The sequence below is a fragment of the Amycolatopsis eburnea genome, assembly GCF_003937945.1.
In the GTDB taxonomy this organism is placed as follows: Bacteria; Actinomycetota; Actinomycetes; order Mycobacteriales; family Pseudonocardiaceae; genus Amycolatopsis; species Amycolatopsis eburnea.
In genome coordinates this window covers 550,142-571,913 of the sequence record NZ_RSEC01000061.1, presented here as the reverse complement: position 1 = coordinate 571,913, position 21,772 = coordinate 550,142, and the positions used below count along the sequence as shown (strand labels likewise).

17 protein-coding genes are annotated in these 21,772 nt (G+C 74.0%); 12 read left to right on the top strand and 5 right to left on the bottom strand.

From position 1 onward, the window contains the following. Positions 1-87: 87 nt before the first annotated feature. Genes EIY87_RS41875 through EIY87_RS47930 form a run of 3 tightly spaced genes read left to right on the top strand, consistent with a single transcriptional unit; the run spans position 88 to position 1,819 of the window. Positions 88-435 (top strand): cupredoxin domain-containing protein, encoded by a 348-nt coding sequence (locus EIY87_RS41875; protein WP_125315507.1) that lies wholly within the window; start codon positions 88-90, stop codon positions 433-435. After that, on the top strand, positions 432-1,655 hold the full coding sequence (locus EIY87_RS41870) for a hypothetical protein (RefSeq protein ID WP_225440371.1): 1,224 nt from the start codon (positions 432-434) through the stop codon (positions 1,653-1,655). Before EIY87_RS41875 ends, EIY87_RS41870 begins: the two co-directional genes overlap by 4 nt. Further along, positions 1,652-1,819, top strand: coding sequence for a hypothetical protein (locus tag EIY87_RS47930; RefSeq protein ID WP_158641455.1), 168 nt, complete (start codon positions 1,652-1,654; stop codon positions 1,817-1,819). The genes EIY87_RS41870 and EIY87_RS47930 overlap by 4 nt, the downstream gene beginning before the upstream one ends. Positions 1,820-1,867: 48 nt before the next feature. Here the strand turns inward: EIY87_RS47930 and EIY87_RS41865 are convergent, their stop codons facing one another. Further along, complete coding sequence (locus tag EIY87_RS41865) at positions 1,868-5,458, bottom strand: discoidin domain-containing protein (protein ID WP_125315506.1); 3,591 nt, start codon at positions 5,456-5,458, stop codon at positions 1,868-1,870. A 173-nt stretch (positions 5,459-5,631) separates the two neighbouring features. Continuing rightward, positions 5,632-6,495 (bottom strand): MerR family transcriptional regulator, encoded by an 864-nt coding sequence (locus EIY87_RS41860; RefSeq protein ID WP_125315505.1) that lies wholly within the window; start codon positions 6,493-6,495, stop codon positions 5,632-5,634. A gap of 230 nt (positions 6,496-6,725) precedes the next feature. Between EIY87_RS41860 and EIY87_RS41855 the strand changes: the two genes are divergently transcribed. From EIY87_RS41855 to glgC, 5 genes are all read left to right on the top strand, one after another. Then, the gene (locus tag EIY87_RS41855) at positions 6,726-7,112 is read left to right on the top strand and encodes an STAS domain-containing protein (protein ID WP_125315504.1); all 387 of its coding nucleotides are present in this window, start codon (positions 6,726-6,728) and stop codon (positions 7,110-7,112) included. 94 nt (positions 7,113-7,206) lie between these two features. Continuing rightward, positions 7,207-8,760, top strand: coding sequence for a choice-of-anchor A family protein (locus EIY87_RS41850; protein WP_191984461.1), 1,554 nt, complete (start codon positions 7,207-7,209; stop codon positions 8,758-8,760). A 129-nt stretch (positions 8,761-8,889) separates the two neighbouring features. Continuing rightward, positions 8,890-10,425, top strand: coding sequence for a glycosyltransferase family protein (locus EIY87_RS41845; protein WP_225440370.1), 1,536 nt, complete (start codon positions 8,890-8,892; stop codon positions 10,423-10,425). A 159-nt stretch (positions 10,426-10,584) separates the two neighbouring features. Continuing rightward, positions 10,585-11,739, top strand: a complete 1,155-nt coding sequence (gene glgA, locus EIY87_RS41840) for a glycogen synthase (RefSeq protein ID WP_125315503.1) — start codon at positions 10,585-10,587, stop codon at positions 11,737-11,739. Continuing rightward, entirely contained in the window at positions 11,736-12,953 is a 1,218-nt protein-coding gene (gene glgC / locus EIY87_RS41835; RefSeq protein WP_191984460.1) for a glucose-1-phosphate adenylyltransferase, read from the top strand. Before glgA ends, glgC begins: the two co-directional genes overlap by 4 nt. 6 nt (positions 12,954-12,959) lie before the next feature. On the opposite strand, the gene EIY87_RS49085 is transcribed toward glgC, so the two are convergent. Together EIY87_RS49085 and EIY87_RS48190 are read right to left on the bottom strand one after the other, a co-directional pair. Beyond that, positions 12,960-13,091, bottom strand: a complete 132-nt coding sequence (locus EIY87_RS49085; protein WP_255482215.1) for a hypothetical protein — start codon at positions 13,089-13,091, stop codon at positions 12,960-12,962. A gap of 100 nt (positions 13,092-13,191) precedes the next feature. After that, on the bottom strand, positions 13,192-13,341 hold the full coding sequence (locus tag EIY87_RS48190) for a hypothetical protein (RefSeq protein WP_191984459.1): 150 nt from the start codon (positions 13,339-13,341) through the stop codon (positions 13,192-13,194). A 179-nt stretch (positions 13,342-13,520) separates the two neighbouring features. Here EIY87_RS48190 and EIY87_RS41830 point away from each other — a divergent pair, with 179 nt between their 5' ends. Next, the gene (locus EIY87_RS41830) at positions 13,521-14,555 is read left to right on the top strand and encodes an NADPH:quinone reductase (RefSeq protein WP_125315502.1); all 1,035 of its coding nucleotides are present in this window, start codon (positions 13,521-13,523) and stop codon (positions 14,553-14,555) included. Here EIY87_RS41830 and EIY87_RS41825 read toward each other — a convergent pair. Beyond that, entirely contained in the window at positions 14,542-17,310 is a 2,769-nt protein-coding gene (locus tag EIY87_RS41825) for an AfsR/SARP family transcriptional regulator (RefSeq protein WP_125315501.1), read from the bottom strand. The genes EIY87_RS41830 and EIY87_RS41825 overlap by 14 nt on opposite strands. A 118-nt stretch (positions 17,311-17,428) precedes the next feature. On the opposite strand from EIY87_RS41825, the gene EIY87_RS41820 reads away from it, so the two are divergent. The 3 genes from EIY87_RS41820 to EIY87_RS41810 all read left to right on the top strand — a co-directional run bounded on the left by EIY87_RS41820 (position 17,429) and on the right by EIY87_RS41810 (position 21,771). Further along, entirely contained in the window at positions 17,429-17,908 is a 480-nt protein-coding gene (locus EIY87_RS41820; protein ID WP_125315500.1) for a hypothetical protein, read from the top strand. Between the two features lie 219 nt (positions 17,909-18,127). Continuing rightward, a complete protein-coding gene (locus EIY87_RS41815; RefSeq protein ID WP_125315499.1) occupies positions 18,128-19,999 on the top strand; it encodes a serine/threonine-protein kinase in 1,872 nt (623 codons plus the stop codon). Beyond that, the gene (locus tag EIY87_RS41810) at positions 19,996-21,771 is read left to right on the top strand and encodes a serine/threonine-protein kinase (RefSeq protein ID WP_125315498.1); all 1,776 of its coding nucleotides are present in this window, start codon (positions 19,996-19,998) and stop codon (positions 21,769-21,771) included. The genes EIY87_RS41815 and EIY87_RS41810 overlap by 4 nt, the downstream gene beginning before the upstream one ends. The last annotated feature ends 1 nt before the right edge of the window (position 21,772 follow it).

Genomic DNA, 21,772 nt, shown 5'->3' with positions numbered 1-21,772 from the left:
TGTTCGTCACACGATAAGCCGGGCGAACCGCCCGGGCAACTCCGGGGTGCCCGCAATCGGACAACCCGCACGAAGAGAAGGACGGCGATGGCGCGGACCCTCGTGCTGGTGACAATGCTGACCCTGGTGCTGGGCGGGTGCGCGTCCCCCGCGCCGCCGGCGCCCGCGGGCGAGCAGGTCGCGCGGTTCACCGTCCAGGGCGGCAAGCGGGTGGCCGGACCGGACCGGGTCGAGGTCTCCCCCGGCCGCGCCGTCCGGCTCGAAGTCACCTCAGACACCGCCGACGAGCTGCACGTCCACGGTTACGACAAGGAGGTCGAGCTGACGGCGGGACAGCCCGGCTCGGTGTCGTTCACCGCCGACGTCCCGGGCCTGTTCGAAGTCGAGCTGCACCACAGCGGGACGAAGCTGACCCAGCTGCGGGTCGGCGCGTGACGATCGTCCTGGCCCACGGCCTCGGCGGGCGCTCCGACCTGCCGGTCCCGCTCTGGCTCGCGCTCTACGCGGGCGCGGCGGCCGTGCTCGCGTCGTTCGTCGCGCTGACGCTGCTGTGGAAGACCCCGCGGCTGCGGGGCGCGGAGGCCGGACGTCCGCTGCCGTTCGCGGGCGTGCTCGACTCCCGCGCGGTGTCGTTCGTCCTCAACGGACTCGGACTGGCCGGGCTCGCCGGGTTCCTCGGGACGGCGTGGTTCGGCCCGGACACCTCGGCGGCCAACCCCGCGCCCGCGTGGTTCTACGTGTGGTTCTGGGTCGGACTGGTGCCGCTGTCGCTGCTCTTCGGCCCGGTCTGGCGGCGGCTGAACCCGTTGCGCACCTTGGCGTCGCTGTTCCCCGGCCGGCGTCCGTTACCGGAACGGCTCGCTCACTGGCCCGCGGTCGCGAGCCTCCTCGCCTTTCTCTGGCTGGAGCTGGCTTCCGGTCATTCGGACTCGCCACGGCTGATTGCCGCGTTCGTCACCGTGTATGGCGTTATACACGTAACTTGCGGTGCGGTGTACGGGCCGCGCTGGTTCGACCGCGGCGACGGCTTCGAGGTCTACGCGGTGCTGATCGCCGGGCTGTCCCCGTTCGGCCGCCGCGCCGACGGCCGCCTGGTCGTGCGGTCCCCCTTGGACGGCCTGCTCGCGCTCGGCGGCTCCCCCGGCCGGACGCCGGTGATCCTGGTCGTCCTGGGCTCGACGGCGTTCGACGGCCTGACCCGGCTCCCGTTCTGGAGCGACCTGACCCCGTCGGTCCTGCTCGCCACGGCCGGCCTGCTCGCGGCGATCGCGCTGACCGCGCTGGCGTACGCGGGCGGCATCCGGCTGACGCGGCCGTACCTGCGCAAGGGCACCGAGCCGTACTCGGGGTTCGCGCACACGCTCGTACCGATCATGGTCGGCTACACCGTGGCCCACTACTTCTCGTTCGCACTGTTCGAAGGCCAGCGCGGCTTCGACCCGGCCGCCGTCGACTACACGCTCGTGTCGACGGCGCTCATCGCCGTGGTGCAGGTGGGCGCGATCGTGCTGGGACACGTCCTGGCGGTCGGCTCGGCGCACGACCGCGCCCTCGGCCTGCTGCGCGCGGGGTACCGGACGGTCGGCCAGTACCCGCTGCTGGCCCTGATGGTCGGCTACACGGCGGTCGGCATCTACCTGGTGTCGGGCGCATGACCACAGTGGACACCGCGGCCCGCGTGGTGATGATGCACCAGGGCGGCTGGGACGAGATCGCGCTGTTCACCGGCCCGGTGGCGATCATCGGCCTGCTGATCTTCCTCGCCCGCCGCCAAGTCCCGCCGCCGGAGGACGAGGACGACGACGAGGAAAGTTCGTGAAGGCCACCTTCACGAACTCTACGTTCCTCAAGGTGGCCTTCACGAACTTCAGCTGGTCAGCTTCGCCGCCACGTTGTAGGCCTCCACCAGCAGTTTCGCGTTCGGTACCCGGCGGCGCGGCTCGACGCGGATCGTGCGGCTCTCCCCCGGCAGGAGCCAGAAGTAGTTGTCGTCGTAGCGGGTCGGCAGGACGCGGTCAGTGCCGTTGTTCTCCCGCAGCGACAGCCGGATCATCGCCGCCACCGTGCGGCCGTCGTTGCGGATCGTCGCGGTGTACGCGTCGCCGTCCGGACGCAGCGACGTCGTCAGGCGCGCGCCCGGGAGCTGGTTCAGCGCGCGCATCGCCGTGTCGCTGCGGTAGCGCCAGTACGTGTTCTCCGACAGGACCGCGCCGCGGGCGTCGGTCAGGGTCAGCCGCAGCAGGTGCAGGTCCGGCAGGCCGTCGGCGAACGGGACCGTGAACGCCGCCGCGGCCGAAACCGGGGCCACGTCGAGCTTCTGCTGCTGGGCCGGGCCCAGTGCGGCGCCGTCGAGCCCGTGGAGGCGCGCGGTGGCGGTCACGCCGGTCAGCGCGCCCGGCGTGTGGTTGACCACCCGGACCTGCCACGTCGTCAGGTCGGCCTGCACGTGGTGGTGCTCGCAGCCCTTGCGCGCGCCGTAGTAGCTGCCGTTGACGTCGAGGTCGTAGTCGTAGGTCTGCCAGACCGTGCTGTGCCACGCCGGGTGCGACATCCACAGCAGCACGCCGGTGGCGTCGTTCCACAGCTTCGCGTTCCACGCCTCGAAGATCGCGCGCATGCTCTCGTAGTTGACGAACTGCGCCTTGCGGCAGAACTCCGCCAGGCTGGTCGACGGCGCCAGCCGCGCGTCGATGGCCGCCAGGTAGCTCTGCGGGGACTGGTTCCCGTTCGTCGACCAGTCGTGCAGGAACCAGGGCGCGCCGATCGGCCAGCCCGGGTCGCCCTCGCCGACCAGGTTGCGCATGCTTTCGACGACCGACACCGTCGGCAGCCCGATCTCGCTCCAGAACCCGGCCTTGCCGCCGGTCGCCTCGCCGGTGAAGTACCGCTTCGGGTCCTGCCAGAAGTACGGTCCGTCGCCGGTGATCACGCCGCCCGCGGAGTTGCCCTGGTAGAGCAGGTCGGTGCTCGAATGGACGATGTCGCGCAGCGCGTTGTCGATCACCGCAGGCGGAGTGCCTTCGTTGCAGCCGAACCAGACCGTCGCGCACGCGTGGTGGCGGTAGCGCAGCACGGTGTCCTTCGCCTGCGCCAGGAAGATGTCGTGGTTGGCCGGGTCGGTCGACCAGCCGTCCCAGAACTCGTTCCACAGCAGGATGCCGTACTTGTCGCAGGCGTCGAACAGCTCCTGCCGGTACGAGGAGCCCACCCAGTTGCGGATCAGCGTGAAGTTCATGTCGCGGTGCATCGCGACGACGGCGTCGGTGCGCTCGGCGGGCATCCGGCGCAGCAGCTCGTCCCAGCCCCAGCTGCCGCCGCGGGCGAAGATCTTGACGCCGTTGACCAGGAACGTCAGCGGCTTGGGGCTGTTGTCCACCGAAGCCGCGTCGGTCCACGTCTCGCCGTCCTGCGACACCTGGATCTTGAAGGTCGCCGCGTACGCGGTTTCCCAGGTCAGCACGACCTTCTCGAACGCCGTCGCGGCGCCGAGGTCGACCTGCAGCCACTGGTTGTCCTCGTAGGCCGACGTCCAGCGCGTGTTCGGGTCGCCGTCGAAGGCCCGCTCGGGCGGGTTGCCGTCGGCCACCGACAGCGAGCTCGACGGCTTGCCCTGCGCGACGTCGGTGCCCGAGCCGTCGAGCACCGCCATCGTCCAGAGCGAGAAACCCCAGCCGGTGGCCCGCTTGAGGCCTTGCATCCGGACGTACCGGGCGGTCTGCGGCGCCAGGTCGACGGTCTGGGTGGCACGGCCGTCGGCGATGACGATCGGCAGGTCGTACCGGTAGCCGATCTCGCGCAGGCCGATCTTGACCGTGCGCCGGTCGCTGGTGCTCGCGCCGATCGCCGCGGTCAGCGTCAGGTCGTGGAGGTCCGGGTCGCCGTAGCCGTTGGGCCACCAGAGCTTCGGGTTCCGCACGACCTGCTTCGGGAACACGACGTCGGTGCTCTGCCCGGCCGGGACGGTGACCGTGCTCGACACGCTGACCGGGCCGAACGCGGCGCTGACCTTGACGCGCTGCGCGGTCGCGGCCGCGTTGCGGACCGGGACGGTGAGCGTCACCTCGGCGGTCGCGGCGTCGGGCACCTTCGTGTCGACCCGGACGTCGCCGAGCACGGCGGCGCCGGTCGAGCGCAGGCGGACGTGGTCCCAGATGCCCGAAGCGCGGTCGCGCACCGCGGGCATCCAGTCCCAGCCGGAGACCGCGAGGTAGGTCGGCGAGTTGTCGAACATCGTGTTCCCCGCGTCGACCCACGAGCTGCCGTCGGACCCCTTGTCGCCGGGGCTGCCGGGCCGCGGCATCGGCGAGATCTTCACGGCGAGGACCTGGTCTCCGGTGCGGCGCAGCGCCGCCGTGACGTCGAAGGCGCCGCGGCCGAACGGGTGGCTCTGCGTGCCGATTTCCGCGCCGTTGAGCCAGATCTGCGCTTCGTGGTTGATGCCGTCGAACTCGAGCCAGACGTGCCGGCCGGGCGAGGTGTCGAGGCCGCGCGGGAGGCCGAAGCGGCGGCGGTACCACCAGGCGTGCCGGGAAAGCGCTTCCGGGACGTGCAGGTTGTTCATCCCGGACACCGGGTCGGGCAGCTGGCCCTGCTCGACGAGCGAGGCCAGTACCGTGCCGGGCACGGTGGCGGGCAGCCAGCCGCGGGTGTCCACAGTGGAGCCGGACAGCGCCTTCCCGTCGCCGGTGGGCGCCCAGTCGTCCATCGTGAGGACCCAGCCGGACTCGAGCGGCACGGTGCCGTCGGGGGCCACGGCGAGCGCGGGCGGGTCGTCGTGCGGGCGGACCGGGAAGCTCGTCCAGCCGTGCACCTCGGGGCGGTTCCGCGGGCCGGTGCCGAAGACCTGGAAGCCGTTGAGGCCCAGCGGGTTGGTGGTCGAGCGGCGGCTCGCGGTGAAGCGGACCCAGCGCGCGGTGACGGCCAGGGGGATCGTCACGACGCCCCCGGTGCCGGCGTCGGTGTGGTGGACCGTGCGCCACGCGCGGCCGTCGTCGGAGACGTCGAGGTCGAACGCCGTCGCGTAGCTCGACTGGATCTCGGCACCGCTGGTGCGGCTGCGGGACGCGCCCGCGTCGAAGGCCGGGTCGCCGGGCCGGGCCTCGAAGGTGAGCACGACGGAGTCGATGCGGCAGGCGGCCTGCAGGTCGACGACGATCCACTGGCCGTCACCCTGGGCGGCGCGCCAGCCGGAACCGCGGACGCCGACCTGCGCGAGGCCGTCGACGGCGAACTCGGCGGGCGTGGCGGCGTACGCGGTCGAGGACACCTGGACCGGCCGGAAGAGCGCGAGGTCGGTCTGCTGCGCCACCGCGGGCGCGGCCGACGCGACCCCGGGCAGCACGGCGGCGAGCCCGAACCCGGCGAGCAGCCCGGTCCCGGCGGCCAGAACGTGCCGCCGCGACACCGCGGCAACCTCCACCGGCTCGACATCCGGGGCGACGCCGTACTCCTCGGCCATGCGAACTCCGTTTCCCGACAGGCTGACAACGTTGCCAGGAAGCTTCCGCCGAGCGCGTCGGAGCGGTCAAGAAGACAAGGTGGACAAGAATTCGGAAAAATGACATCGATGTCTGCGAAGCGGTGCGCGATGCGGCTGCAGCGAACTCGCACCGAAGCGGCCCGGAGCGCCGGCTACAGCTCCGCGTGCGCCGCTGCCAGCTCGACCGCCGCGTCGAGGTCGTTCACCGCCGGGTAGCCGCGGTCGCCCAGGTTCGCCCAGCCCGGACCCGCCGTGCCGACCGGGCGGCCGAGGGCGCGGACGCGGGCGGCCAGGAGGTCGTCCGCGGTCGGCGGGGTCATCGACCACAGGACCACCAGCACCGGGTCGAGGCGGGCCGCCAGGTCCGCCAGTGCCTCCGCCGGCACCAGCTGGCCGAGGTACGCCACCGGGATGCCCGCCTCCGCCAGCGTCGCCCGCAGGGCCTCCATCGGCAGCGAGTGCCGCTCGGCCGGGCAGCACGCCAGCAGCACCGGGCGGCCGGGAACGGCGGCCGGGAAGCGGGCGCTGAAGCGCTCGTACGCCAGTGAGATCTCCGTCGCCAGCGCCCACTCCGAGGCGAAGCAGGCGTCGCCGCGCTGCCAGCGTTCGCCGAGGCCGCGCAGGACCGGGGCCAGGACGTCGGTCCAGGCGGCGGCCGGGCCGAGCGTGCCCAGCGTTTCGTCGAGGAGGCCGGCCACCGTCGCGGACCGCAGCTCCTCCGCCGCGTCCGCGAGCTCGCGGGCCCGGTCGGCCGCCGGGATCTCGGGGGTGTCCGCGTCGCCGCCGAAGGCCGCGGCCGCCGCTTCGCGCACCGGCATGCCGCGCGCGACCAGGCGCTGCATCTGCTGCAGGCGGCGGACGTCGGCGTCGGAGTAGCGGCGGTGCCGTCCGGCGCCGGCCGGGGGGCCGATCCCGTACCGCGCGCTCCAGCTGCGCAGCGTCACGGGCGAGACGCCGAGCAGCTCGGCGACCTTGCCGGGCGCCCAGGCTCCCGCGTCGACGTTCTTGGCTTCCACCGCTTCCCTTCGCCTCGCGGACGGCGAACCGCCGAATCTTAGCGACGTCCGGTTCCGGGGAGGGACGCGGCGGCGAGGGGCCGGGAACGGTGGTGCTGCGCGAAATACGGTATACCCGGACGCAGCGCTTGCGCATCGAAACCGCCTGGATGTCGCAGCGTCCCGCCCGCCGACGAGTGATTTCGCGCCGCCCGGGGTACCACTCGCCCGGGAACGACTGGAGGGAACCGATGACCGAGCACCGCACCGCGCCCGAGTTTTCCACCAGCACGGACGCCGGGATCGTCACGGTCCGCTGCACCGGTGAACTCGACCTGGGCTCGGCGGGCCCGCTGCGCGACCGGCTGCTGGCCCCGATCCGCGCGGGGGCGCGCGGGGTCGTGGCCGACCTCACCGGCACCACCTTCTGCGATTCGACGGTGTTCAGCGTCCTGGTGGAGGCCCACCGCGACGCGGTCGCACGCGACGTCGCCTTCGCGATCGCGCCGAACGACGCGGCGGTGGCCCGGCCGCTGCGCGTCCTCGGCCTGGACGGAACGCTGCCGCTGCACCCCGGGCTCGCCGCCGCGAAGGCGGCCGTGGCGCAAGCGCGGGGCGCCGGGCGCCGCAGCGCTTGACGCGGCACTCCCCGATCGGGTGCATCCGCGGGCACCCCGCCTGACCCGGCGCTATCGTCCGGCACGGAAGTCCACAGTGGACAGGGGAGGTCCCGTGCGCGTGACCCATGCCGCCCTCGCGGCGCTGGCGGCCTGCGGGCTCGTGGTCCTTTCGATCCCGGCCGGGCGCCCCGCGGCCGCCGATCCGCTGCCCGGCGGGCTCGGGCCGTGCGTGCCAGGGACGTGTCCCGGCACCTTCCCGCCGGTCGGCAACGGCGCGTTCGCCGGCCGCGACAACGCCATCAACGTCTTCGCCGGCGGCGACATGCGCGTCACCGGCAGCGCCGCCGAGGCCGAGGGCCGGGTGGTCGTCGGCGGGGACTTCACGCTGCGCAAGACCGCCGGCTCGTCGATCTACAACGTCGGCGTCGCCGGGGTCGGCTCGCGCGTCCCGCCGCCGGACGGGGCCGACTACCTGACCGTCGGCGGGGACCTTTCGGTGGCCGACGGGCAGCGGCTCGACGCCGTGGGCGACTCCGGTGGCGGGGTCGTGCGGCACGCCGGGACCGTCAGCGGCACCGTGATCGGCACCCTCGTCCACGACCCGGCGGCGCTGAAGCCGTACGCGGGCCTGCGGGCCGAGCTCACCGCCGCCAGCGAGTGCTATGCGCGGGCCGCGGCCACCGGAACCGTGGTGAACCAGAACCACCAGACGCTCTTCACCGGCGACGGGAAGTCGGCGCTGCAGGTCTTCACCGTCACCCAGGACGTCGCCGGCCCCGGCGGCGCCACCCAGGGCATCGCGTTCGCGGGCATCCCGGACGGGGCCACGGTGCTGGTCAACCTCACCGGCTCGGCCCGGGTGATCAACACCTACAGCGGCAGCCTCGACGACACCGACCCGCTCAACCGGCTGCGGCCGCGCCTGCTGTGGAACTTCCCCGACGCCCGGGTGGTCCGCCTGACCGGCAGCGGCATGTTCCAGGGCAGCGTGCTCGCGGGCCGCCCGGACGGCACCACGACCGTCACCCTCCCCGGCACGAACGGCCGCTTCTTCACGGCGGGCAGCCTGGTCCACGGCTCCGGCGTGGGCCAGGGCAGCGGGCAGGAGTACCACGCGTACCCGTTCACCGGCGACCTGCCCTCGTGCGACCAGACCCCCGAGCCGACCACGACCACGACGGTGACGACGACCTCGACGGCACCCACCACCACGCCGACCAGCACCACCACCGGCCCGACCACCTCGACCACCACGGCGCCCACCTCCCCCACGAGCACCACGACCGAACCCCCGTCGACGAGCACCACCCCGACCACCGGGACGACGACCACCACGGTGCCCACCAGCACCACGACCGAGCCCACCTCGACGAGCACCACGCCGACCGGCCCGACCACGGCCCCCACCTCGACCACGGGGCCGAACACCACCAACCCCACCACTACGACGGTCACCTCGACCACGGTCACCACCCCGACCGCCACCTCGCCTGAGACGAGCACCACCCCGGCGGGCACGAACCCGACCGTCCCGACCACCCCGGGCGGCCACGGACGCCTCCCCAGCACCGGCACCGACCTGGGCCCGGTACTCGGTCTCGGCGCCCTGCTGCTCACCAGCGGCGTCGCGCTCGTCCTCGTCACGACCCGCCGCCGGACGCGCTGACGCTCCACAAAGGAACGCGGTCACACTGCGGTCCCACGCGAACCGTGCCACGATCGGGCGACCCCCGGACCGGCCACCCGGGGGCATTCGATCGTGCTGAGGGCGATGGCGCGCCCGCGAGGTGGACAGGTGCTGGCGGAGACTGACGCGGACAGAACGACCGAAGACCGGACGAGCACGCGCGGCCGCTGGCTGCCCGCCTACGGCGCCGTCCTGGCCGCCGCGGCCTTCCTGGTGACGCGCGGCAGCCTCACCGACGACGCCTACATCACCCTCGCCTACGCCAAGAACCTCGCCGTGCACGGCGAATGGGGCATCATCCCCGGTTCGCCGGCGAACTCCGCGACGTCGCCGCTGAACGTCCTGCTCCTCGGCGCGCTGACCCTCGTGACGCGGGTGGTGGGCGGGCCGCACCCGGTCGTCGCGCTCGGTGTGCTGACCGTCGGGTGCGGTGCCGCGCTCGGGTGGGCGTGGCAGCGGCTCGGCCGGCGGCTCGCGCTGCCGCCCGCGGCCGGTGTGCTCGGGGTCGCGCTGGTGCTGCTGAACCCGTTCGTGCTGTCCGCGGTCGGGCTCGAGGTGCTGCTGATCCCGGCCGTGCTGCTGGTGCTCACGGTCGTCGCGCTCGAAGGCCGGGTGCGCTGGTTCGGCGTGGTCGCCGGGCTGGCCGTGCTCACCCGGCTCGACCTCGTGGTGTTCGTGGTGGTCATCGCCCTCAGCGCGCCCGCGATCCGGCGGCGGCTGCTGCCCGCGGCCGGCTTCGCGGTGCTGACGGCGGCGCCGTGGTTCCTGGTCAGCTGGATCGTCTTCGGCTCGTTCGTGCCCGACACGCTCGCCATCAAGCAGACGCAGGCGGGCCTGTTCGCGCCGTGGAGCTACAGCACCGGGCCGATGATGTACTACCTCGGCTGGCCGGTGACCGTGTTCGTGTCGTTCGTGCCGGCGCTGCTGGGCGTCGTCGCGCTCGCCGGGTGGGCGGCGGCGCGGTTCGCCGTGCGGTGGCCGCTGTTCCCCGCGCTCGGCCCGGTCGCGGCGCTGGCCGGCGGCGGGGTCCTCTACTACCTGGCCTACTCGTTCATCGGGGTCGGCCCGTTCCACTGGTACTACGTGGCGCCGGTGACCGCGGCGAGCGCCTTCGCCGTCGCCGCGTTCGGCACCTGGTACGCCCAGGCCCGCGAGCGCGCGGAACTGCGGACCGGCCCGCCGGTGCTCGCCCTCGGGCTGACCGGCGTGCTGCTGCTGGGCGCGGCCGCGGTCGACGGCGCGCAGGGCCTGCCGTGGCCGTCGCCGGTGGTGTTCGGCAACTGGGCGAGCGCCGAGGACTACGCGCGGGTCGGCACCGAGCTCGGCGCGCGGCTGAACGGGGCGAGCGTGGCCAGCCCGGGCGAGATCGGCACCCTGGCCTACTTCTGCGAGTGCGCCATCCTCGACGAGTTCTCCGACCGCGGCGAGGCGGTGAAGCTGGTCGAGAAGCGGATCGCGACGGCGAACCCGCTGATGAGCCTGGCGCTGCGGGTCAACTACCACTGGCTGGACACGTCGGTGGCCCCGCGCAAACCGGACTTCCGGATGCAGTACGCGTCCGGCCCGGCGACCGGACCGGGCGACTGGCAGGTCCGCTCCGCGGCGAAGGGCGTCGGCCACTTCGTCTTCACCCGTGAGCCGTGAGCGCGCACTTGCCGTTAAGGCCACCTTACGGGCGTCTGACGCCCGTAAGGTGGCCTTAACGGCACTTCGGCCGCCTACCCGGGCGGTGACGGAAAACTCCGGTATTTCCCCTGGACGTCAGACTGCGCGAAACCCCCGTGAGGCCATAGGGTTCCGGTCATGAAGGTCGGCCTGCTCACCCGGGAGTACCCGCCGGAGGTCTACGGCGGCGCCGGGGTCCACGTGGAGTTCCTCGCCCGGGAGTTGCGGCCGCTGGTCGATCTCGACGTGCACTGCTGGGGCCCTGACCGCCCCGACGCGACCGGGCACACGGATCCCCACGGCTACCGCCAGCCCGCGTTCACGACCATGGACATCGCCGTGTCCATGGCGAACGCCCTCGAAGGCCACGACCTCGCGCACAGCCACACCTGGTACGCGAACCTGGCCGGGCACCTGGCGAAGCTGACGCACGGCATCCCCCACGTCGTCACCGCGCACTCGCTGGAGCCGCTGCGGCCGTGGAAGGCCGAGCAGCTCGGCGGCGGCTACCGCGTGTCGTCGTGGATCGAGCGCGAGGCCTACGAGTCCGCCGACGCGATCGTCGCGGTCAGCGGCGGCATGCGCCGGGACGTCCTCGCCGCCTACCCCGCGGTGCCGCCCGAGCGCGTGCACGTGATCCACAACGGTATCGACACGGCGCTGTACCGGCCCGACCCGGGCAAGGACGCGCTGGTCAAGCACGGCATCGACCCGGACCGGCCGTACGTGCTGTTCGTCGGCCGGATCACCCGGCAGAAGGGCGTCCCGCACCTCGTCCGCGCCGGCGCGAAGCTCGACCCGGGTGTCCAGCTGGTGCTGTGCGCCGGCGGCGCGGACACCCCGGAGCTGGACGCGGAGTTCCGCGGCCTGGTCGCCGAGCTGGAGCGGGCGCGCACCGGCGTCCGCTGGATCCCCGAGATGCTGCCGCGCGAGGAGGTCGTGCAGCTGCTCACCCACGCCGCGGTGTTCGCCTGCCCGTCGGTCTACGAGCCGCTCGGGATCGTGAACCTCGAGGCGATGGCGTGCGGCACGCCGGTGGTGGCCAGCGACGTCGGCGGCATCCCGGAGGTCGTCGACGACGGCCGGACCGGGCTGCTCGTGCACTACGACGAGCGGGACGCGGAAGGGTTCGAGGCGGGCCTGGCCGCCGCGCTGAACGAGGTGGTGGGGTCCCCGGACCGGGCCGCCGCGATGGGTACCGCCGGCCGCGAGCGCGCGGTCGGCGAGTTCGGCTGGAGGGCGATCGCCGAGCGGACGGTCGCCCTCTACGAGGCGTGCGGGAGGTCGTCGTGAACAGTGGAGCCGACGTGCTGGGCATCGTGCTCGCGGGCGGCGAGGGCAAGCGGCTGATGCCGCTGACCGCCGACCGGGCCAAACCCGCCGTGCCCTTCGGGGGTGTGCACCGGCTGGTCGACTTCGTGCTGTCGAACCTGGTGCACGGCGGGTTCCGGCGGCTGTGCGTGCTGACGCAGTACAAGTCGCACTCGCTCGACCGGCACATCTCGACGACGTGGCGGCTCTCGTCGCTCACCGGCGAGTACGTCACGCCGGTGCCGGCGCAGCAGCGGCTCGGGCCGCGCTGGTACCAGGGCAGCGCCGACGCCATCCACCAGAGCCTCAACCTGGTCTACGACGAGGACCCCGACTACATCGCGGTGTTCGGCGCGGACAACATCTACCGGATGGACCCCCGGCAGATGCTGGACGCCCACATCGCTTCCGGCGCCGGGGTGACGGTGGCCGGGATCCGGGTCCCGCGGTCGGAGGCGAGCTCGTTCGGCGTCATCCGCACCACCGACGGCCTGATGATCGACGCGTTCATGGAGAAGCCCGACGACCCGCCGGGCCTGCCGGACTCCCCCGACGAGTCGTACGTGTCGATGGGCAACTACATCTTCACGACGAAGGTGATGCTGGAAGCGCTGCACGCAGACGCCGAGAACGCGGCTTCGCACCACGACATGGGCCGCGACATCATCCCGGCGCTGGTGAAGTCCGGTGAAGCGGCGGTCTACGACTTCAACGGCAACGTCGTGCCCGGCGAGACCGAGCGCGACCACGGCTACTGGCGCGACGTCGGGACCATCGACAGCTACTACGAGGCGCACACCGACCTGATCTCGACGCACCCGATCTTCAACCTGTACAACCGGAAGTGGCCGATCCTCGCCCACCCGGGCCAGCGGGCGGCGGCGAAGTTCGTCGAGGGCGGCTCGGCGAACCAGTCGATCGTCAGCAACGGCTGCATCATCTCCGGGGCACAGGTCGTGGACTCGGTGCTCTCCCCCGACGTGCTCGTCGAGCAGGGCGCGGTGGTGCAGGGCTCGGTGCTGCTCGACGGCGCCCGCGTCGGCCGCGGCGCGGTGGTGCGGCGGGCGATCCTCGACAAGAACGTCGTGGTCCCGCCGGGGGCGCACATCGGGGTGGACCTGGCCCGCGACCGCGGGCACTACCACGTCAGCGAAGGCGGCATCGTCGTGCTCGGCAAGGGGGAACGGGCGATCTGAGGGCGCTCAGGAGCGGGCGGCGGCCGAGATCCGCTCGACCACCTGGCGCGGGTCGATCCCCCAGCGTTCGGCGAGCTCGGAGATCGTGGCGCCCGCCGCGTACTCGGCGGCGATCATGCTGTTGACGACGCCTGCCACGGATCACTCCTCGACCGCCGGGTGCTGGGGCACCGAGATGCTACATGTTCACTGCGGACGTCGAACAAAGTGCCACACGTCCGACCTGACCCGCGTCCGCTCACCGCCCGGCTTTGTCCGGTTCCGGCGCCGGATTACCCGCATTCGCCTTCGCGCGCGTCGCGCTGAAGACCGCGTCGAAGATCGGTGTCGGTTCTCGTTCGTCGCGCTTGGGCCGCTCGTCCCCCGGCGTGCGCTTTTCCTCTCCCACGCGCCCAGTTTCTGCGACGGCGGCCGGTTTCGCGCGGGCAACACCGAAAATCGCCCGGCCGGGGGATCACCCGCGGGCCGCCGTTTTCCGTTTCTGCCGACGGCGAAAAACCGATTTCCCGAGGGCCGATTTCGCGGCGCGCGGGGAATAACCGCGGGTCGGGCGGGATTGCACCGGACATGAAAGCAGTCGTCTACCGCCGCCACGGCGGACCCGAGGTGCTGGAGCTGACCGAGCGGGCCGTGCCGGAGCCGGGTCCCGGTGAGGTCCGCGTTCGGATCGTGGTGTCCGCGGTCAACCCCACGGACTGGAAGGCCCGCGCCGGCCTGCGCGCCCAGCCGGGCGCCGACGTCCCCGAGACCGTGCCCAACCAGGACGGCGCCGGTGTGGTCGACGCCGTCGGCCCGGACGTCACCGGCTTCGCGCCGGGCGACCGCGTGTGGGCCGTCATCGCCGGGGCGTACGGGCCCGGGTCGGGCACCGCGCAGGAGTACACGGTGCTGCCGGCGGCGAAACTGGTCCGGCTGCCCGACGGCGCCGGCTTCGACGAAGGCGCCGGGCTCGGCATCCCGGCGCTGACCGCGCACCGGGCGCTCACGGTCGCCGAAGACGGGCCGTCCCGGCTCGCCCCCGGCGCCCTCGACGGCCGCACGGTGCTGGTCAGCGGCGGCGCGGGCGCGGTCGGCAACGCGGCGATCCAGCTCGGCCGCTGGGCCGGGGCGACGGTGATCGCGACCGTCTCCAGCGACGAAAAGGCCGCGCTGGCCCGTGCGGCGGGCGCCCACCACGTCGTCCGCTACCCGGACGCGGACCTGGGCGCGCGCATCCGCGAAGTCGCGCCCGACGGCGTCGACGTCGTGGTCGAGGTCGCGGCCGGGGTCAACGCGAAGCTGCACACCGAGGTGCTGCGCCCGCGCGGCACGGTCTCCCTGTACGGCGACGACCGCGGGTCGGGGACGGTGACGCTCGACTTCGGGGCCAACGTGTGGGTCAACGCGCGTTACCAGTTCCTGGTGCTGTACACCGTGGGCGAGGACAAGCTGAAGGCCGGCACGGAGGACGTGACGGCGGCGCTGGCCGACGGCGCGCTGCGGGTCGGCGAAGACCGGGGCGTACCGGTGCACCGGTTTTCCCTCGACGACACGGCGAAGGCGCACGCGGCGTCGGAGGACGGCATCACCGGCAAGGTCCTGATCGACGTCACCGCTCCCTGACGAAGGCCTGCGGAGGTCGAGCCGCCGCCGACGGAGTTGCCGCGCTTTTGCCGTGGCCCGGGGGCACCGGGGCCAGGCCGAGGCCGGCTTGGAGGGCGAGGCCGGCGCGCAGGTGCGCGCCGGCCTCGTCGCCGGAGAGCGAAGCGGCCAGGCCGAGCAGGGCGCGGGCTTCCTGGGCGCGGTAACCGATGCGGCGCGCAGTCGTGAGGGCCAGGCGGTAGGCGGCGACCGCCGCCGGTGGGTCACCGAGGGCCAGTGCGGCCGCACCGAGGCTGGTGGCCGCCATCGTCAGCAGCAGCGGGTGGTTGAGGCGCGCCAGGATCGCGCACGCGCGTTCCGCCTCGGCGTGCGCCGCGCCGGGGTCGCCGGCCGCCAGGAGCACCTCCGCCAGGTCGATGCGGCTCCACGCTTCGCCGAAGGCGTACCCGGCCGAGACCGCCGCGCGGACCGCCTTCTCCCCCGTCGCCCGCGCTTCGGGGTGGCGGCCGAGCCGGGCCAGGACCAGGCCGAACTGGGCCGTCGCCAGGACGGCGCCTTCGTCGTCGCCGAGCTCCTCGCGGATCGCGCGGGCGCGGGCCGCCGACGTCAGCGCGTCCTCGTACTCCCCCAGCACGTCCTGGGCGTTGCTCAGGTTGGCCCACACGAGGGCGGCGACGGCGTGACTGCCCGTCTCCCCCGCCAGCACCAGTGCCTGCCGGTAGTGCCGGACGGCGTCCGGGTAGCGGCCGAGCATGCCGTGCACCGCGCCGAGCCGGGCCGTCGCCGCCGCCTCGGCCGCGCGGTCGCCGGACGCGCGGACCAGGCGCAGCCGCTCCGCCGTCGCCTCGGCCGCCTCGCTCAGCCGTCCGCTTTCCCAGTGCGCCGTCGTCAGGTTCGCCAGGCTCAGCTGGCGGGCGTGCGGGTCGCCCAGCCGGTCCGCGGCCGCCACGGCCGCGCGGGCCAGCGCGGTCAGCTCGTCGCGGTGCCCCCGCTCGCGCAATGCCGCCACCGCCCGGTCGGCGATGCGCCAGACGTGCTCGTCGTAGCCCGCGAGCGCCGTGACGGCGACGAGGTTCGCGCGCTCGGCCGAGAACGAGAACTCGCCGTCGCGGTAGTGGTCCAGGAGCCGGTCCAGCGCCGCCGCCGTCTCGACGGGGTCGCCGGCCTCGCGGGCGTGCTCGGCGATCAGGTCGTGGAAGCCGTACCGCCCGGGTGCGGGCTGACGCAGCAAGTGCGCGTCGAGCAGGTCTTCCAGCAGCCGCTCGGCGTCGCCGGTGCCGCACAGCGCCGCGGCAGCCGTCACGTCGAAGTCGGCACCCGGGTGGGCGCCCAGCAGCCGGAACGCCCGCCGCTGCGCCGGTGCCAGGTCCCGGTAGGACAGCGCGAACGCGGCGGCGACGTCGCGGCCGCCCGCGCGCAGCTCCGCTAGCCGCCGCCGTTCGGAGCCGAGCCGCGCGGCCAGGTCACCGGCCGTCCACAGTGGACGTGCGTGCAGCCGGGCGGCGGCGATCCGCAGCGCCAGCGGCAGGTACCCGCAGAGCCGCGCGACGTCCGCGCCGGGCCGGCCTGCCGCGGCGGCGAAGAGCGCTTCGGCTTCGGCGGGCGGCAGCACGTCCAGGCCGATCGCGAGCGCGCCGTCCACGACCGGACGGCGGCGGCCGGTGACCAGCACGCCGGGTCCGCCCGGCAGCAGCGGGGCCAGCTGCCCGGCGTCGGCGGCGTTGTCCAGCACGACGAGCAGGCGGCGCCCGGCGCCCCGGGAGCGCCACAGCGCGGCCCGCTCGTCCAGCCCGTCCGGCTGGCGGCTCGCCGGCACGCCGACCTGCAGCAGCAGCGCGGACAGCGCGGCTTCGGCGGGCAGCGGGTCGCGGCCCGGGGTGTGGCCGTGCAGGTCGAGGAACAGCTGCCCGTCCGGGAAGTCCGCGGCGGCCCGGTGCGCGACGCGGACCGCGAACGCCGTCTTCCCGACCCCGGCCATCCCGTCGACGACCACCGGGCGCCCGGCGCGCAACGCCTCGAGCGCGCGAGCCACGTCGGCCGCGCGGCCGGTGAAGTCCGGGACGTCGTAGGGCAGGAAGCAGCGGCCGGGCGCGGGTTCCTCGTGCAGGAGCTCTTCGTAGACCGCCCGCAGCGGCGCGCCCGGGCTGATCCCGAGGTCGCCGGCCAGCCGCCGCTTCGCGCGCTGGTAGACGTCGATCGCGTCGGCCTGCCGTCCCGCCCGGTGCAGCGCCCGCATGAGCAGCCCGACGAGTCCTTCGCGCAGCGGGTGCGCGGCGACGAGCGCGGTCAGTTCGGCGACCGCGTCGCCCTCGCCGCCGTCGACCTCGGCGGCCAGGCACTGCTCCAGCACCGCGAGCCGCCGCTCCTCCAGGCGCTCGGCGTCCGGGCGCAGCGCGGCGCTGTCCACGCCGGCGAGCGCCGGCCCGCGCCAGCACGCCAGCGCCTCCCGGAACTCGCCGCGGGACGCGTGCTCCTCGAACGCGTGCAGGTCGAACGCGCGGGGCCGCAGGGTGAAGCCGGGCCCGTCGGCGGTGAGGACGTCTTCGCCGGCCGCGACGAGCGTGCGCCGCAGGGCTGTGGTCAGGTTGCGGACCTGCCGCACCGCGGTGGCCGGGGGTTCGCCGTCCCACACGACGTCGACCAGCCGGGCCACCGGGACGACGCGCCCGGCGTCGAGCAGCAGCGCCGCCAGGATGCGTTCCTGCCGCGGCCCGGACGGCCCGATCCGCCGTCCGCCGTCGAGCACTCGCACCGGCCCCAGGACGCGGAACTCCATGACCTCACCCCGCGGGCGAGGTTAACGGGGTTCCGCGCGGCGCCGGTGCGGAAGTGATGCACCTGTGATGCGCCGCCCGGGCAGCCTCGGCGCCGGTCCACGAGGAAGGGAAGACCAGATGCGCAAGTGGGGTTACGCGGCGCTGGGCACGCTGCTCGCGGCGGCGGCGCTCGGCGCCCCGGTCGCCGCGGCGGCCGGCGAGCAGGGCGACGGCGGGCAGCAGGAGTGCCGCCGGGCGTTCGACCACGCCGTGTGGGAGGACATGGACAGCTACAACAAGCGCGACGCGGCCCGCTACCGCGCGATCATCCACCGGGACATGGTCACGGTGGGCCGCCGGGGCAACCTGTACCTCGGGTACGACGCGAACGTGAACCCGGTGCTGGAGCAGTTCAAGGTGCCCTACGAGTACTCGATGCCGTGGACGGTGACGCACACCGTCGTCGAGGGCTGCCACATGGGTTTCGCCATCCTCGACGCGCACTACCTCGAGCCCTCGCACGGCATCGACCGGCACTACACGATCAGCCTGACGCTCGTGCGGGACCACGGGCGGTGGCAGGTGGTCAAGGACACGGTCACCGACGTCGTGCCCTGACCCGCGGGGCGCGCCGGGTCCGGGGGTCCCGGCGCGCCGCAGGGTCCCGGCAAAGTGGGGGCAGCTCGCTCTGCAGCGGCTCCGCCGACGTCTTGAATGACTCATTCAGGTCTTCGGAGGTCCTGAATGACTCATTCAAGACACCGCAGGCGCGCGCGGTCCGGGCGTTCCGGGCCACCGCGCCCGGCCGACGCTCTACCATCGCCCGCGGAGGTGGGCGTGGAGCCGTTGGGACCGGGAGAACCGGCGCGGGCCGGGCGGTACCGGCTGCTCGCCGCGCTCGGCGCGGGCGGGATGGGGCGCGTGCTGCTGGGCGTCGCGCCCGACGGCAGGCTCGCCGCCGTCAAGCAGGTCCACCGGCAGTTCGCGCACGACCCCGGGTTCCGCGAGCGGTTCCGCCGCGAGATCGAGGTCTCGCGGCTCGTCTCGGGGGCCTACACCGCGGCCGTGATGGACGCCGAGCCGTTCGCGCCGACGCCGTGGCTCGCCTCGGTGTTCGTCCCCGGGCCGTCGCTGCAGGAAGCCGTGGACGCGACCGGGCCGCTGCCGCCCGCCGCGGTCCGGCACCTCGCCGCCGGGCTGGCCTCTGCGCTGGCCGGCATCCACCGCGCCGGGCTGGTGCACCGGGACCTCAAGCCGGGCAACGTCCTGCTCGCCGAGGACGGTCCCCGCGTCATCGACTTCGGCATCGCGCGCGCCGCGGAAGGCGACACCGACCTGACGCACACCGGCGTCATCCTGGGCTCGCCGGCGTTCATGTCGCCGGAGCAGGCGGACGGGCGGCCGCTGACCCCGGCGAGCGACGTCTTCTCCCTCGGTGCGCTGCTGGTCCTCGCCGCGACCGGGCGCAGTCCGTTCGCCGGGGCGTCGGCGCCGCAGTCGCTCTACAACGTCGTGCACACGCACCCCGACCTGCGGGCCCTGCCGCCGGACCTGCGCGCGCTCGCCGAGGCGTGCCTGGTCAAGGACCCGGCGCGGCGGCCGGCGCCGGCGCGGCTGCTCGAACTGCTCGGGCCGCTGCCGCCGGTGCAGCGCCCGTGGCCGCCCGCCGTGCACGCGCTGATCGCCCGCCGCCAGGCCGAGGTCGCCGCCGTCGTGGCCAAGCCGCCGAAGCCGCGGCGACGGCTGCGGGTCGCGCTCGCCGCCGGGGCCGCCGTCGTCGTGCTGGGCGGCACGATCACCGCCGTCACCCTGCCGAACGGCGACGGCGGGGCGACCGCCGCCCCGGCGAGCAGTACCCCGCCACCGCCGGCCGCGACGACGTCGGCGCCGAACCCGGACCCGCTGGGCCCGGACAAGCTGCGCGGGGCCGACCCGTGCGCGGTGCTGCCGTCGGTGCCCGGGACCGGGAAGCTCACCCCGAAGATCGGCGTGCACTTCTTCGCCTGCACCTACGAGACCGCGCAGGGCAAGTGGCTGGAGCTGACCATCGGCGGCCCGGTGGCCGCCAACGGCACGCCCGCCGGGGACCTCGACGGCCGCCCGCTCAGCGTCGAAGACGAGGCGACCCGCTGCACCGCGTCCGTGCCGGTGGTGGACCGGCCGGCCGCCACGATCGGCGTCGAAGCCAGTGACGCGGCCGGGGCGTTCGACAAGCCGTGCGACGTGGCGAAGGCCGCTCTCGGTGAAGCGGTGAAACGCCTCCGCACGTTGAACTCCGCGCCGCCGCCGGGAAGTCTCGCGCCGGTCGACCCCTGCGGGCTCGTCACGACGGCCGCCGCGCAGCGGATCGTCGGCCCGGTCACCAAGGTCGAACCGGACGGCCTGCACGAGTGCCACTGGCAGGCCGGCGGCGAGGTGACGCTGACGCTGGAGCGCGGCACCCGGCCGTTCGTCTCGAAGGACTCCTACTACGACTCGGCGGGCACCGTCGACCTCGGCGGCGTGACCGCCTTCTACACCACCAAGCGGTTCAACCCGGCGAAGGTGCTGTGCAGCCTCAGCTGGGCGCACCGCCCGATCGACGAAGGAACGTCGGAGAACGTGACCGTCGCCTACAGCACCTCGGCCAGTTCGCTGAGTCCCGAAGAGACCTGCCGGCAGACGCAGGACTTCGCCAAGGCGGCCCGGCCGGGATTGCCGAAGCCGTGAAGCCACTCGCAGCGGGCGAGCCCCGCGTCGCCGGGAGGTACCGCCTGGTCGCCGAACTCGGCGAGGGCGGCATGGGCCGGGTCCTGCTCGGCGTCGCCCCGGACGGCCGGCTCGCCGCGGTCAAGCAGGTGCACGCCGAGTTCGCGCGCGACCCGCACTTCCGCGGCCGGTTCCGGCAGGAAGTCGTGGCCTCGCAACGGGTTTCCGGGGCGTTCACGGCGGCCGTGATGGACGCCGATCCCGACGCCGAAACGCCGTGGCTGGCGTCGGTCTTCGTCACCGGGCCGTCGCTGAAGGAAGCCGTCGAAGCCACCGGGCCGCTGCCGGCCGAAGCGGTCCGGCGGCTCGCCGTCGGGCTGGCGAGCGCACTGCTCGAGATCCACCGCGTCGGCCTGATCCACCGCGATCTCAAGCCCGGCAACGTCCTGCTCACCGGCGACGGGCCGCGCGTCATCGACTTCGGCATCGCGCGCGCCACCGAGGGCGGGGCGGAGCTGACCGGGACCGGCGGCATCGTCGGCTCCCCCGCGTTCATGTCGCCGGAGCAGGCCGAAAGCCGCCCGCTGACCCCGGCGAGCGACGTCTTCTCCCTCGGCGGCCTGCTCGTCATGGCGGCGACCGGGCGCGGGCCGTTCACCGGCGCGACCACGGCGCAGGTGCTCTACAGCGTCGTGCACGCCGTCCCGGACCTGACCGGGGTGCCGCCCGAGCTGCGCGCGCTGGTCGAGCCGTGCCTGGCCAAGGACCCGGCGCGAAGGCCGTCGCCGCGGCAGATCCTCGACTTCCTGGGCGCGGTGCCGCCCGGGACGTGGCCGCCGCCGGTGCACCGGCTGATCGACGCGCAGGACTCCGCGATCCGCGCCGCGCTGGCGTGGCCGGTACCCGAGCCGCTGCCCGCCCCGCCACGCCGGCGCCGCTGGGTGCCGGTCGTCGCGGTGCTGGCCGCCGTCGCCGCGCTCGCGGCGGGCAGCCTGGTCGCGCTCCAGGTGTTCCGCGCCGATCCCCCGCCGCCGAGCCAGCACCTGGACCCGGTGAGCCTGGAAACGTTGCGCCGCACCGATCCCTGCCAGGTGCTCGACGGCGTGCCGGTCGCGGACGCGGGCAAGCTGCGGGCCGAGCCGGACCCGATGTACTTCGACCGCTGCGAGTACGAAACGCGCTCCGGCGCGAAGATCGGCGTCAAGCTGGGCGAGCGCATCTACGTCGAAGGCGGCCGGCCCGCCGAGGACCTCGACGGCCGGCCGGTGCTGTTCTCCGAGATCAGCGGGAGCACGTGCGACGCCAGTGTCCAGCTCCCCGCCCAGCCCGAACTCGGCGTGACGGCGCTGGCGAAGACGTGCGCGCTGGCGAAAACCGCGCTCGGCACGGTGCTCCAGCGGCTCCGCGACGGCGGGATCGGCTACGCGCTGCCGCCCGGGACGCTGCTCGCGCTGGATCCGTGCCAGGCGCTGGAGAAACCCGAGGCGGTACTCGGGCCCGTCCGCCAGGTGACGCTGAACCGCCTCCGCGAGTGCGAGTGGACGGCCACGACGTCGCTGCGGCTGACCTTCGAGAAGCTGACGGTGGTCCCGGAGGAAGGCAGCCCGGTCGACCTCGGCGGGGTGCCGGCCACCCGCCGCGAAACCGGCGACAGCTGCACGGTGACGTGGAACCACCGCCAGTTCGACGCGAAGCAGGCGGAGCACGTCCGGCTCTTCGCGACGAAGCCGGGCGGCGGCGCCTGCGACGCGGCGGTGGCGGCGGGCAAAGCCGTGGTGGGCAAGCTGCCGTGAG